Origin of the sequence: Mesorhizobium sp. LNJC405B00 (assembly GCF_000502615.1) — a bacterium.
GTDB lineage: Bacteria > Pseudomonadota > Alphaproteobacteria > Rhizobiales > Rhizobiaceae > Mesorhizobium.
On the sequence record NZ_AYWC01000013.1, the window covers coordinates 25,320 to 37,832 of the forward strand.

General features: G+C 64.1%; 12 protein-coding genes and 1 pseudogene. 11 read left to right on the top strand and 2 right to left on the bottom strand.

The window, feature by feature from the left end:
- Positions 1-26 precede the first annotated feature (26 nt).
- Positions 27-365 (top strand): DUF2185 domain-containing protein, encoded by a 339-nt coding sequence (locus X756_RS143625; RefSeq protein WP_023696743.1) that lies wholly within the window; start codon positions 27-29, stop codon positions 363-365.
- A gap of 11 nt (positions 366-376) precedes the next feature.
- On the opposite strand, the pseudogene X756_RS143620 reads toward X756_RS143625, so the two are convergent.
- Positions 377-1,156: pseudogene (locus tag X756_RS143620) on the bottom strand (efflux RND transporter permease subunit); the annotation flags it as partial.
- 195 nt (positions 1,157-1,351) lie between these two features.
- Between X756_RS143620 and X756_RS143610 the strand changes: the two are divergent.
- Positions 1,352-2,629 carry a 4-aminobutyrate--2-oxoglutarate transaminase gene (locus X756_RS143610; protein WP_023669533.1) on the top strand — a complete coding sequence of 426 codons (1,278 nt, stop codon included), beginning with the start codon at positions 1,352-1,354 and terminating at the stop codon, positions 2,627-2,629.
- Between the two features lie 121 nt (positions 2,630-2,750).
- Here X756_RS143610 and X756_RS143605 read toward each other — a convergent pair whose 3' ends face one another.
- A complete protein-coding gene (locus X756_RS143605; protein ID WP_023730916.1) occupies positions 2,751-4,004 on the bottom strand; it encodes an FAD-dependent oxidoreductase in 1,254 nt (417 codons plus the stop codon).
- A gap of 490 nt (positions 4,005-4,494) precedes the next feature.
- On the opposite strand from X756_RS143605, the gene X756_RS143600 reads away from it, so the two are divergent.
- The 9 genes from X756_RS143600 (at position 4,495) to X756_RS143560 (ending at position 12,504) form a co-directional block, all read left to right on the top strand.
- The gene (locus X756_RS143600) at positions 4,495-5,787 is read left to right on the top strand and encodes an imelysin family protein (RefSeq protein ID WP_023730917.1); all 1,293 of its coding nucleotides are present in this window, start codon (positions 4,495-4,497) and stop codon (positions 5,785-5,787) included.
- A gap of 59 nt (positions 5,788-5,846) precedes the next feature.
- Complete coding sequence (locus X756_RS143595) at positions 5,847-6,158, top strand: (2Fe-2S)-binding protein (protein WP_023730918.1); 312 nt, start codon at positions 5,847-5,849, stop codon at positions 6,156-6,158.
- Positions 6,124-6,609, top strand: coding sequence for a bacterioferritin (gene bfr, locus X756_RS143590; protein ID WP_023669537.1), 486 nt, complete (start codon positions 6,124-6,126; stop codon positions 6,607-6,609). The genes X756_RS143595 and bfr overlap by 35 nt, the downstream gene beginning before the upstream one ends.
- 12 nt (positions 6,610-6,621) lie before the next feature.
- Positions 6,622-8,208 (top strand): di-heme oxidoredictase family protein, encoded by a 1,587-nt coding sequence (locus X756_RS143585; protein ID WP_023730919.1) that lies wholly within the window; start codon positions 6,622-6,624, stop codon positions 8,206-8,208.
- On the top strand, positions 8,208-9,287 hold the full coding sequence (locus tag X756_RS143580; protein ID WP_023730920.1) for an imelysin family protein: 1,080 nt from the start codon (positions 8,208-8,210) through the stop codon (positions 9,285-9,287). The genes X756_RS143585 and X756_RS143580 overlap by 1 nt, the downstream gene beginning before the upstream one ends.
- 2 nt (positions 9,288-9,289) lie before the next feature.
- Positions 9,290-10,396, top strand: coding sequence for a DUF1513 domain-containing protein (locus X756_RS143575; RefSeq protein WP_023730921.1), 1,107 nt, complete (start codon positions 9,290-9,292; stop codon positions 10,394-10,396).
- 107 nt (positions 10,397-10,503) lie between these two features.
- Complete coding sequence (gene tsaB, locus X756_RS143570) at positions 10,504-11,181, top strand: tRNA (adenosine(37)-N6)-threonylcarbamoyltransferase complex dimerization subunit type 1 TsaB (RefSeq protein ID WP_023730922.1); 678 nt, start codon at positions 10,504-10,506, stop codon at positions 11,179-11,181.
- Positions 11,181-11,675, top strand: coding sequence for a ribosomal protein S18-alanine N-acetyltransferase (gene rimI, locus X756_RS143565; RefSeq protein ID WP_023669542.1), 495 nt, complete (start codon positions 11,181-11,183; stop codon positions 11,673-11,675). Before tsaB ends, rimI begins: the two co-directional genes overlap by 1 nt.
- A gap of 28 nt (positions 11,676-11,703) precedes the next feature.
- Complete coding sequence (locus tag X756_RS143560; protein WP_023699454.1) at positions 11,704-12,504, top strand: lysophospholipid acyltransferase family protein; 801 nt, start codon at positions 11,704-11,706, stop codon at positions 12,502-12,504.
- The last annotated feature ends 9 nt before the right edge of the window (positions 12,505-12,513 follow it).

Genomic DNA, 12,513 nt, shown 5'->3' on the forward strand with positions numbered 1-12,513 from the left:
CGCAGAACAATCGCTTGGGGAATTCCATGGAAGAATGGAAGTTTGCAGATCCGCCCAATGTCGCGGTGCTATCGGACAAGAGCATATTCAAACGGGGCGACTGGATCGCATACGTTGTGCATGAAGCTGACGATGACGAGAACTACAACGATGAAGGCGGCAGTTGGCAATTCTATAGCAGCGACTCTCGAGATTGGGATGAACGCGAGATAATGCTCGTTGGCCTGCAAGAGGTGGTGCAGCAGGATGAAAGCATCCTGGCATTGGCCGACTTGCCAAAAGGCTGGCATGCTTGGCGGACCTCAAAATCATCGCCATGGCAGCGAGCGAAATCGCGCCCCGAACCCTCTAACGATAACGAATGATCCGCAAAGCGTTAAGCGGGGTCTTGCGCCAGTTCGCCGTTCTCCGGAACAGATGGTTCGTCCCCCTGCTTAGGCTCATTGATCCTGAACCACGTCACATAAAGCGCCGGCAGGAACAGCAGCGTGATCGCCGGCGATGATGCCGCCCATCATGGCGTATGCCATCGGGCCCCAGAACACTTCGCGCGCGATCGGGATCAGCGCCAGGCTGGCGGCCGCGGCCGTCAGCGCGATCGGCCGCATGCGGTGCTCGGTCGCTTCGATCACGGCTTCCCAGCGGTCTTTGCCCTCGGCCACCAGATCCTCGATCTGCACGATCAGGATCACCGAGTTGCGGATCAGGATGCCGATCAGCGCCAGGACGCCCAGAATGGCGACGAAGCCGAGCGGTGCGCCGCTCGGCACCAGGGCCGCGACCACGCCGATCAGGCCGAGCGGCGCCACCGCCACCACCAGGAACAGGCGCTGAAAACTTTGCAACTGGATCATCAGGATGGTCGCCATCACGAACAGCATCAGCGGCACCACCGCTGCGATCGGTCCCTGGCTTTTTGCGCTTTCTTCGACCGAGCCGGCGGTTGCAACGGAATAGCGGGCGGCAGTTTGGCGATGAAGGCGTCGACCGACGGCTTCATCAATTCGTTGACGACGGTGGCCGGCAGCACGTCGCCAACGAGGCCCGCGCGAACGGTGATCGTCGGGATGCGGTTGCGCCGCCACACCGTCGGCTGTTCGAGGTCGTAGCGGAAGTTCGCCACCGCGGCGAGCGGGATCGCTTCGCCGTTCCCGGTGACGGGTGAGCTGTCACGGACTGCCCCGTACGTGTATCGGTCGGCTGGTTAAGACCGGTCTGTCGAAGTGGCCCGCATCGACGACAGGCCCAATCGCCCGGCGGCGGTGCCAACTTGAGGAAAACGTGAAATAAGGTCAGAAGAGGCCTTGGCATTCATCTAACGAGAACGGGCGTCGGCCCGATGAGGGACGAAATGAAGAACGCAGCCATTTCCGAGCGCAAGAACCAGTCGATCTCGCGCGGCGTCGGCATGACGACGCAGATCTATGCCGACCGCGCCGAGAATTCGGAGATCTGGGATGTAGAAGGCCGCCGATACATCGATTTCTCCTCGGGCATCGCCGTCGTCAACACCGGCCACCGCCATCCCAGGGTGATCGAGGCGGTCAAGGCACAGCTCGACCGCTTCACCCATACCTGCCACCAGGTCGTGCCCTATGAGAGCTATGTGCGGCTGGCCGAACGGCTGAACGGCATGCTGCCCGGCAAGTTCGAGAAGAAGACCATCTTCGTCACCACGGGCGCTGAAGCCGTCGAGAACGCCATCAAGATCGCCCGCAACGCCACTGGCCGCCAAGCCGTCATCGCCTTTGCCGGCGGTTTCCACGGCCGCACCTTCATGGGCATGGCGCTGACCGGCAAGGTCGTGCCCTATAAGGTCGGCTTCGGCGCCATGCCGGGCGACGTCTACCACGCGCCGTTTCCGGTGCCGCTGCACGGCGTGTCTACAGCCGATTCGCTGGCCGCACTCGACAAACTGTTCAAGGCCGATGTCGATCCGGCTCGCGTTGCCGCCATCATCATCGAGCCGGTCCAGGGCGAGGGCGGCTTCTACGACGCGCCGCGCGAATTCCTGACGGCGCTGCGCAAGCTCTGCGACCAGCACGGCATGCTGCTGATCGCCGATGAGGTGCAGACCGGCTTTGCCCGCACCGGCAAGATGTTCGCCATGGATCATCATGAGGTCGCGGCCGACATTACCACCATGGCGAAAAGCCTGGCCGGCGGCTTCCCGCTGGCGGCGGTCACCGGCCGCGCCGAGATCATGGATGCGCCCGGTCCTGGCGGGCTCGGCGGCACCTATGGCGGCAGCCCGATCGGTGTCGCCGCAGCACACGCCGTGCTCGACGTAATCGAGGACGAAAAGCTGTGCGACCGCGCCAATACGCTGGGCGCCCGGCTGAAACAGCGGCTGCAGTCGATCCGCGACGATGTGCCCGAGATTGTCGACATCAGGGGTCTCGGCTTCATGAACGCGGTCGAGTTCAACGACGTCAAGAAGGGCCTGCCGTCGGCCGAGATCGCCAATGCGATCCGGCTGAAGGCGCTCGACAAGGGGCTGATCCTGCTGACCTGCGGCGTCTACGGCAACGTCATCCGTTTCCTGGCTCCGATCACCATCCAGGACAATGTCATGAACGAGGCGCTCGACATTCTGGAAAGCTCGATCCGCGAAGTCTGCGCTGCCTAGCGCAAACCCTACCTCCCCCTTGTGGGGAGGTCGGACCGCACGTCCGGGTGGGGGGCCTCGCGCCGACCCCAACCCCGCTGCTTCGTAGCGACCCTCCCCACAAGGGGGAGGGTAAGTGCGTCTAGCCCGCAGCCCGTGCCGGCTCATCCTGCTGGAACGCTGCCAGTGCAGCCTTCAGCCCGTCAGGTCCCTCAGCAATCGTCTGCGCCATCGGCGAAAACCCGGCCCCGAGCATCTTGCGGCCCAGCATATGGTCGCCCGGCCTGTTGACGGATTCGATGCCGAGCAGCCGGCTTCCAGCATAGTGGTAGATCGAGAACTTGTTCTCAGCGAGGTCGCCCAGCACGACATGGCTGTCGCCGCCCGAGGTCAGCCCGACCATCTGCAGTTTCATGTCGCCGATGTCAGACCAGAACCACGGCACCGCCGCATAGGCGTCCGTATGGCCGGTGATCGTGCGTGCGGCAAGCCGCGCCTGGTCGGTGGCGTTCTGCACCGATTCCAGCCGCACGTCGCCGCCGGTCGACCAGTGGCGGTAGGAAGCGGCGTCGCCGATGGCCAGAATATCAGGCACTGAGGTGCGCATCTGTTGGTCGACGCGGATGCCATTGGCGACAGTCAGTCCGGCAGCCTGCGCAAGTTCGACATTCGGCACGGCGCCGATGCCGACGATGACCATGCGCGCGGGCAGCCTTTCGCCGGTGGAGGTGATGGCAGCGCAGACATGGCCGTTTTCCCCTTCCAGCCTGGCAATGGTGGTGCCGGTGAGGATACGCACGCCGATCGCCTCCAGCCGTTGGCGGACATGGCTCGCCACCACCGGCGCCACGGCGCGGCCAAGCAGCCGGTCGACAGCCTCGACCAGGGTGACGTTGCGGCCGGCGGCCCTCAGCGTTGCCGCGATCTCCAGCCCGATGAAGCCGCCGCCGAGGATGACCACGTCTTCGCTTTGGGCGCTGTGCGCGCGGATCAGCCGCGCATCGGCGATCGAGCGCAGCGACAGCACGCCCGAGAGGTCGGCGCCCGGCAGCGGCAGAAGCCGCGGCCGCGAACCGGTGGCCAGGATGAGCCGGTCGAACGGCAGCACGCCGCCGCCCGCTACCTCCAGCTTGCAGCCTGCCGTATCGAGGCTGTCTATTCGGATGCTCGGCCTGAAGTCGATGGCGCTGCCGGTGTAAAAGGCCTCGCCGCGCAAGGGTTGCGGCTTGGCATCGGCGTCCTTGATGAAGGTCTTCGACAGCGGCGGCTTGTGATAGGGCAGATCGGTTTCGTCGCCGATCAGTATGACAGGCCCGTCATAGCCTTCCTCGCGCAGGCTGGCGGCCGCTTGCACGCCCGCATGACCCGCACCGACAATGACGACCCCGTTCTTCATCGTAACCCGAATTCCTGTTTCAAATCTGGAGCATGATGCCGAAAAGTGTGAAGCGGTTTTCGGACGACATCATGCTTTGATTGTGAGCCGTTCCGCCAGATGGCGATTGTCTGCCGCCGTCGCAAGAGCCCCGGTCCGGGTCGCACCCGGAACGGTCGCTTGTCAATCGCGGCGTCTCTCACCTTGGCTGCTGGCTACGATTTAAAGTTGATAGTGCTAGTTTAGAATAATTCTAAACTGTTGTTTCAATTGAATTTTCTAGGGTTCACCAGTTGACTTCCGGCCTCGCCATCGTTTTATGGAGGCTCGCGCGTCAGCGCATCCCTTTGATGTTTGGGCCTTGAACCCGTTCGATTGGAGGCATTTGGTGTCTTTCTCCCGTGAGCCGCAGAGCGGCGCGGCATCTGTGGTGTCCTACGGCATGCCCATGTCCCGGCACCGTTTGGCACGCGCGCCTTTTACCGAATCCCCTTTGAACTGGAGACTGATGATGACAGCGCGGTATGGCGGCAGACTGGCTGCGATCGGTGCCACGGCTATGTTGACGGCGGCGGTTTTCATCCTGCCGGCCAAGGCGGCGGAGATCGATGCCAAGGCGGTCATCAAGACCTATTCCGACATCGCGCTGGCCAAGTACGAGGATTCGCTGACCACGGCGCAGGCGCTCGACAAGGCTGTCGACGCGCTGCTTGCCAACCCGTCGGCGGACACGCTGAATGCCGCCCGCGATGCCTGGAAGGCGTCGCGCGTGCCCTACCAGCAGACCGAGGTCTACCGCTTCGGCAACAAGATCGTCGACGACTGGGAAGGCAAGGTGAACTCCTGGCCGCTGGACGAAGGGCTGATCGACTATGTCGCCAAGAGCTACGGCACCGAGTCCGACGCCAACGCGCTCTACACCGCCAATGTCATCGCCAACAAGGAAATCGAGATCAACGGCAAAAAGGTCGACGCCTCCAGGCTGACGCCGGAATTCCTCTCCGGCACGCTGCAGGAGGCCGGCGGCATCGAAGCCAATGTCGCCACCGGCTATCACGCCATCGAATTCCTGCTCTGGGGCCAGGATTTGCACGGCACCGGCCCGGGCGCCGGCGAGCGTCCGTACACCGACTATGACCTCAAGAACTGCACCGGCGGCAATTGCGATCGCCGGGCCGAGTATCTGAAGTCGGCCAGCGATCTTCTGGTCTCCGACCTGCAGGAGATGGTCGGCAACTGGAAGGAAGACGGCGCCGCCCGCAAGAACCTCGTCGATGGCCAGCCGAACACCGCTATCTCGGTGATCTTCACCGGCATGGGCTCGCTGTCCTACGGCGAACTGGCCGGGGAGCGCATGAAGCTCGGCCTGCTGCTGCACGATCCCGAAGAGGAGCACGACTGCTTCTCGGATAATACCTACAACTCGCATCTCTATGACGCCATCGGCATCCGCGCCGCCTATCTCGCCAGCTACACGCGCGCCGACGGCACCGTCGTTTCAGGCCCGTCGGTGCACGATATGGTCAAGGCGGCCGATCCGGCGATCGACAAGGAACTGTCCGACAAGCTCGATGTCTCGGTCGCCAAGATGGAGGCGATCAAGGCGCGGGGAGTGGCCGGCGATGCCTACGACCAGCAGATCGCCGAGGGCAACACCGAAGGCAATGCTACCGTGCAGGCGGCAATCGACGCGCTGGTCGACCAGACCAAGTCGATCGAACGCGCCGTCGGCGCGCTGAAGCTGAACAACATAGCCTTCGAGGGGTCCGACAGCCTCGACGCACCGAACAAGGTGTTCAAGTAGCACCCCAACCAACCACCAGCCAAACGGCGCGGAGGGGCGCCGTCAGCCAGAGCCAATCCATGCTGATCTGCCATTGCAACATCATCACCGAAAAGGAGATTGAGCAGACGATCGTCGATCTGCTGGATCAGGACCCCTGGCAACTGATCGTGCCGGCGAAGGTCTATCACACGATGCAAAAGCGCGGTCGCTGTTGCGGCTGCTTCCCAAATGTGGTCGAAACGATCATTCGGGTCACCGAAAATTACCACGCCCGTACGGAGGCGAGCGGCGTGGACATCGTTTCACACCTGGATCGCGTCAGAGGCCTGCGCGTCCAATATGGGAGCAGAATCCATGAAAGGCGAACCGCAGATCATCGAGCGGCTTAACGAGGCTCTGTTCCTGGAGCTTGGCGCCGTCAATCAATACTGGGTGCATTTCCGCCTGCTCGAAGATTGGGGATATGCCAAGCTGGCAAAGAAGGAACGCGCCGAATCGATCGAGGAGATGCACCATGCCGACCGGCTGGTGGCCCGTATCATCTTCCTCGAAGGGCATCCCAATTTGCAGTCCGTGGCGCCGTTGCGCATCGGCCAGAACGTCAAGGAAGTGCTCGAATCCGATCTCGCCGGCGAATATGACGCACGCACCGCCTACAAGCGTTCGCGCGAGATCTGCAACGAAGCCGGTGACTACGTGACGATGAAGCTGTTCGAGGAATTGCTGGCGGATGAGGAAGGTCACATCGACTTCCTCGAGACGCAGCTCGACCTCCTTGCCTCGATCGGCGAGGAAAAATACGGCCAGCTCAACGCCGCATCGGCGGACGAGGCGGAATAGGACCATGCAGGAATGCGGCGCCCCATAGATATTCTGCGCCGCTTGCGGCGGGCCGCCGGCCCGCTGCTCCTCAAAAACCCGCGATATCAGGCCTTTCGCGGGCTTTCGGTTGTAACCCTGGCGGCAATTTTGGCCCCGGCCCTGGCCGGATCGTCGGAACCGGTCGGCCTCGCCACGAGCCGCACCGACCTGACGCCGAAGGACCAGGCCCGCGTCCTTGCCGTTACCAGGCCAACCCAGGATTTCTCCAAGCCCGAATCCTTCGAAACGATGCAAGGCGGCGCCGGCACGTCGCGCAAGCAGGTCGACCGCGACGCCTTCTCGCAACCCTCTGAAAACATTACCTTCGAGGAACAGGGCAATTTCAAGCTCGGCAATGCGCTTTTCCGCAAGAACTGGGTGTCGTCGCCATCCTCGACCCAGGCCTCGGACGGTCTCGGACCCCTGTTCAACGAGCGCGCCTGCCAGAATTGCCATTTGAAGGATGGCCGCGGCCGCCCGCCGGCCGCCGACAGCCGCACCACGTCGATGTTCCTGCGGCTAGCGCGCGATGCGAGCACGGCCGAGGAAAAGACCGAGATCGCCGCGCACAAGGTGCTGAACTTCCCCGATCCGGTCTACGGTGCGCAGTTGCAGGAACTGGCGGTGCCCGGCCTCAAGGGCGAAGGCCGCATGTATGTCGACTATCGCGAGGAAAAGGTCACGCTCGGCGACGGCAGCGTGGTTTGGCTGCGCCAGCCGAGCTATTCGGTCGACGGGCTTGGCTACGGCCCGCTTGACCCGCGCACCACGCTGTCGCCGCGCCTGACGCCGCCAATGATCGGCCTTGGCCTGATCGAGCAGATCGCGCCGGCCGACCTCCTTGCCCATGCCGATCCCGACGACCGCGACGGCATTTCCGGCAAGCCCAACATGGTGCGTGACCTCAGCAGTGGGCAACTGACGCTTGGCCGCTTCGGTTGGAAGGCCCAGACCGCGTCGATCCGCCAGCAGGCGGCGGACGCCTTTGCCGATATCGGCATTTCGACGCCGGAAGAGCCCAGTCACTGGGGCGATTGCACTGCGGCTGAAAAGGCCTGCCTCGACATGCCGAACGGCGTGCAGAAGCGGCTTGGCCCGATCGAGGCGCCACCACCGGTGATGGACCTCGTCACCTTCTATTCGCAGAACCTTGCGGTGCCGGCGCGGCGCGATGTCGGCGCACCCGCCGTGCTCGCCGGCAAGAAGCTGTTCTACGAGATGGGCTGCATTGCCTGTCATACGCCGAAATTCGTCACCATGCGCGGGAACAAGGCGCAGGCGTTCCAACTGATCTGGCCCTATTCCGACTTTCTGCTGCACGACATGGGGCCTGGCCTTGCCGACGGCCAGGCGGTGGGCGATGCCACGGGCAGTGAATGGCGCACCCCGCCGCTATGGGGCATCGGCCTGACAAAGACCGTCAACGGCAACGCTTTCTTCCTGCATGACGGGCGTGCGCGCACGCTTACCGAAGCGATCCTGTGGCATGGCGGCGAGGGGCAGAAGGCGCGCGATCGCTTTGCCGCCGCCAATACGGCCGACCGCGATGCTCTCATCAAATTCCTGGAGTCATTCTGATGCTCAAGCGGGTTTTGCCTGTTCTACTCCTCCCATTGGCTCTGTTCGGTGCGTCCCCGGCATCGGCCTCGGTGAAAGCCTCCGATGTCATTCAAAGAGCGATCGACGGATTTGTCCGCCCCGCCTATGCCAGCCTGCATGGCCATGCCGGCACCTTGGCGAAGGCCATGGACGCGCTCTGCCAGGCGCCGTCGCAGGGCAACCTCGATGCCGCGCATGCCGGATTCTCGGCCACGGTCGCAGCCTGGTCGTCGGCTGAAATCATCGGCTTCGGGCCAATCAAGGAGAACAACCGGCTGGAGCGCATGCTCTACTGGCCGGACCGAAAGAGCATCGGCCTGAAGCAGGTGCAGGCGGCGCTGGCCGGCAAGGATCCGACCGCCACCGATCCGGCGCAGCTGGCGGGCAAGAGTGTCGCGATGCAGGGATTAGGGGCGCTGGAGTTCGTGCTTTACGGCGACGGCGCCGAGACGCTCGTCGGCAAGGACGAGCCCTATCGCTGCGCCTATGGCGCGGCAGTCGCCAAGAACATCGAGACCATGGCGGCCGATGTCGACGCGGCCTGGAAAAAACCGGACGGTTTTGCAGCCTTGTGGGCTAATCCCGGACCCGACAATGCGCTTTACCGCGACGGCACCGAAGCGGTGACCGAACTGGTCGGCGTCTTCATCAACGAGCTGGAAATGGTCCGCGACGTGCGCCTCAAAGGTTTTTTCGGCGCCAAGCCGGAGGCTGACAAGCCAAGGCAGGCGATCTACTGGCGGTCGCAAAACACCGGCCTGTCATTAGCCGGCAACCTCTCCGGCATTGATGCGCTGTTCCAGGCCTCGAAGCTCGGCGACGCGCTGCCCGAGGATAGCAGATGGATGGCGGAATCCATCCATATCCAGCTCATCAATGGCGTTGCCACTGCCAAATCCATCCAGGGTCCGATCGACAAGACGCTGGCCGATCCCGCGGAGCGCGGAAAACTCGAGCATTTCGCGCTGATCACCTCCAGCCTGTCGGGCCTGATCGGCACCAGGCTGACCGCCGAGTTCGGCCTGACCGCCGGCTTCTCCTCGCTCGACGGAGACTGATCATGAGGACGCCACTGATCGACCGCCGCAATTTTCTCAGGGCTGCCGGCGCCGGCTTGGTCGCGTCAATGGCGCCGCGGGCCTGGGCGGACACGCTTGCCGCCGATGCCGTCTTTGCCACCGCCTTCGTCAAGCGCGACGGCAGCTTTGGCGCCGCTGTGTTGTCGGAAGCCGGAAAAGTATTGCATGCGATCGACCTGCCCGACCGTGGCCACGACGTCACCTTCGATCCGGTCTCGAAGCGCTCCGTGGTCTTCGCCCGGCAACCCGGCACCTTCGCCGTGGTCTTCGACCATGCCGGCCGCGAGCCGCCGCTGACCATCGCCAGCATCACCGGTCGGCATTTCTTCGGCCACGGTGTGTTTTCCACCGACGGCGCGCTGCTTTACGCCACCGAAAACAATTTCGACAATGCCGCCGGCGTGGTCGGGATCTACGACGCACGGGCCAAGTTCAGCCGCATCGGCGAGTTTCCGACCTATGGCATGGGGCCGCATGAGCTCTTGCTGCTCGGAGACGGCCGGACGATCGCCATCGCCAATGGCGGCATCGAGACCCATCCCGACTATGGCCGCGCCGAGCTCAACATCGCCACCATGAAGCCGTCCTATGTGCTGGTCGATCGCACAACCGGCGATCTCATCGAAAAGCACGAACTGCCGCCGGCTCTGCACCAGCTGTCGATTCGCCACATGGATGCCGACCCCACAGGCACCATCTGGTTCGGCTGCCAGTACCGCGGGCCGGGCACCGAGCGGCCACCGCTGGTCGGCCGCGCCACGCGCGGCAAGGGGCTGCAGCTGCTCGACATGCCGCAGGACGTGCTATCCGGCTTCCGGAATTACATCGGCTCGGTCGCCGCCAACCCGATTGCCGGCACGGTCGCGGTGTCTTCGCCGGAAGGCAATTCGCTGGCCGTCATCGACGCCGCCAGCGGCAAGATCATCGCCACCAAGGCGCTGGTCGAGGTCTGCGGCCTGGCGCCCGACGGCCCGGGCTTCATGGCAACCACGGGTGCCGGCGAAATCATCGAAGGCAGCGGCGCGACGCGCTCCGAGCCCGACTATGTCTGGGACAACCACATGCTGCGCATCGCGCCGGCGGCGTAAGCCGTCCGGCCTGCACCGAAGCGAAGCCGCTTAACAATTTACGCGCTGGCTCTTGCGGCGGCGCGCCGTGGCGGGCAGAGGGAGACTGTTTTTCGAACCGGTCGCCCATGAAACTGCTCGCCATCGACTGTGCCGCCAATCTCTGCGCCGCTTGCGTCTATGACGCATCGGGCGGCAGAGAACTTGGCCGCTCGGTACTCGATCTCGGCAAAGGCCATGCCGAACACCTGATGGCTGTCATTGACGAAGCGCTGAAAGCGGACGGCACCGATTATGCCGGCCTTGGCGCCGTTGCGGTTTCCATCGGTCCGGGTTCCTTCACCGGCCTGCGGGTGGGCGTCTCGGCGGCGCGCGGCCTGGCGCTGGCGCTGAAGATCCCGGCGATCGGGGTAACGACACTGGAGGCGCTGGCGGCCGAGGCGAGGGCGGCATTTCCCGGCCGCCCGGTCCTGGCCGCTCTCGATGCCGGCCGCGAGGAAATCCATGCCGCGCTTTACGATGCGGAAGCGATGTTGCGCTATGGTCCGGCGGTGACCACACTTGCGCAAGCCGCGGGAATGGCGGCGGACAATCGTCCGGTGCTTGCCGGCACGGCCGCCGTGCAGATCGCAGCCGCGGCCGGTCGCGATTTCGATATCGGCCCGATGGCTGCCACCGCCGACATTGCCGTCTACGCCCGGCTCGCCGCTGCAGAAGCCGAGGGCGACAAGCCGAAGCCACTCTATCTGCGCGGCGCCGATGCCAAGGCGCAGGCCGGGTTCATCCTGTTGAGGCAGGAAAAGTGATGCGCATCCCTTTCCTCCAGCCGCGCCGCAGGGACTATGCGCTCGAGCCGCTGACCATCGCCGACAGCCCGGCAGCGTCGGTGCTGCACCGCGAGGATTTCGTCCGGCCCTGGACCGATGGCGAGTTCGCCGCGTTGCTCGAACAGGAAACCGTGTTCGGCTATGCCGCGCGCGAAATCGGCCAGGGCGCCAAGCCGCCGGTCGGCTTCGTGCTGGCCAGGCTTGCAGCCGGCGAGGGCGAGATTCTGACCGTGGCGGTGGCGCGCTCGCATCGCCGCCAGGGGCTCGGCTGGCAATTGATGGACGCCGTGCTGCGCGAATTGCATGCGCAGCGCGCCGAGGCGCTGTTCCTTGAGGTCGATGAGACCAATGTCGCTGCCATCGCCCTCTACCGGCGGCTCGGCTTCCGCCAGGTGGGCCACCGCGCCAATTATTACCGCTCGACCGAACATGGTCCTACCGGCGCGCTTGTCATGCGCCGCGATCTTCGCTAGCCAAAGTTTTGGGGCAGGGCCAAGCTGCATGATCGGAAAAATCAGGATTTTCCTGGCGCTGAGCCTCGTTGTCGTCGGTTCGCTGGTCCTTGTGCCTTTGCAGCTGCTGTCGATGAAGACCGGAATCTGGCGCGAGACGGTCATTCTGAAGGTCTGGCACAGCCTCATCGTCCGGACGCTCGGCCTGCGCATCCATGTCAAAGGCGCACTGTCCAGCCAGCGCCCGCTGCTGGTCGCCTCGAACCATATCTCCTGGACCGACATCATGGTGCTCGGCTCCTTTGCCGATGTGACATTCATCGCCCGGGCGGACATGGAGGGATGGCCGCTGATCGGCTGGCTGTCGAAACTGCAGCGTACGGTCTTCATCGAACGCGAGCGCAAGCGGACAGCTGGCGACCAGGCCAGCGAGATCGCCAGCCGCATGGCCAAGGGCGACGCCATGGTGCTGTTTGCCGAGGGCTCTACCGGCGACGGCAACACCATCCTGCCGTTCAAGAGCACCTTGTTCGGCGCCGCCTCGATGGCGATTTCGGAAGGCGCGGCCGAGCAGGTCTTCATCCAGCCGCTGGCGATTGCCTACACGCGGGTGCACGGCGTGCCTCTCGGCCGCCGCCACCGGCCGCTCGCTGCCTGGATCGGCGATCAGGACCTGATGCCGCATCTCAAGGTGCTGATGGCCGAAGGCGCCATTGACGTCGAGGTGCATTTCGGCGAGCCCATCGCCTTTTCCAAGGGCTCGAACCGCAAGGAAACGTCGAGGATGATGGAAAGCAAGGTGCGCGCCATGATGCAGGCCGCGCTCGCCGATCCCCGACCGAGCCGCTAGCGCAGGCCG

Excerpts from the sequence above, each read along its gene's own strand:
- X756_RS143625 (WP_023696743.1), top strand. The coding sequence starts at position 27 with ATGGAAGAATGGAAGTTTGCAGATCCGCCCAATGTCGCGGTGCTATCG.
- X756_RS143610 (WP_023669533.1), top strand. The coding sequence starts at position 1,352 with ATGAAGAACGCAGCCATTTCCGAGCGCAAGAACCAGTCGATCTCGCGC.
- X756_RS143605 (WP_023730916.1), bottom strand. The coding sequence starts at position 4,004 with ATGAAGAACGGGGTCGTCATTGTCGGTGCGGGTCATGCGGGCGTGCAA.
- X756_RS143600 (WP_023730917.1), top strand. The coding sequence starts at position 4,495 with ATGACAGCGCGGTATGGCGGCAGACTGGCTGCGATCGGTGCCACGGCT.
- X756_RS143595 (WP_023730918.1), top strand. The coding sequence starts at position 5,847 with ATGCTGATCTGCCATTGCAACATCATCACCGAAAAGGAGATTGAGCAG.
- bfr (WP_023669537.1), top strand. The coding sequence starts at position 6,124 with ATGAAAGGCGAACCGCAGATCATCGAGCGGCTTAACGAGGCTCTGTTC.
- X756_RS143585 (WP_023730919.1), top strand. The coding sequence starts at position 6,622 with ATGCGGCGCCCCATAGATATTCTGCGCCGCTTGCGGCGGGCCGCCGGC.
- X756_RS143580 (WP_023730920.1), top strand. The coding sequence starts at position 8,208 with ATGCTCAAGCGGGTTTTGCCTGTTCTACTCCTCCCATTGGCTCTGTTC.
- X756_RS143575 (WP_023730921.1), top strand. The coding sequence starts at position 9,290 with ATGAGGACGCCACTGATCGACCGCCGCAATTTTCTCAGGGCTGCCGGC.
- tsaB (WP_023730922.1), top strand. The coding sequence starts at position 10,504 with ATGAAACTGCTCGCCATCGACTGTGCCGCCAATCTCTGCGCCGCTTGC.
- rimI (WP_023669542.1), top strand. The coding sequence starts at position 11,181 with ATGCGCATCCCTTTCCTCCAGCCGCGCCGCAGGGACTATGCGCTCGAG.
- X756_RS143560 (WP_023699454.1), top strand. The coding sequence starts at position 11,704 with ATGATCGGAAAAATCAGGATTTTCCTGGCGCTGAGCCTCGTTGTCGTC.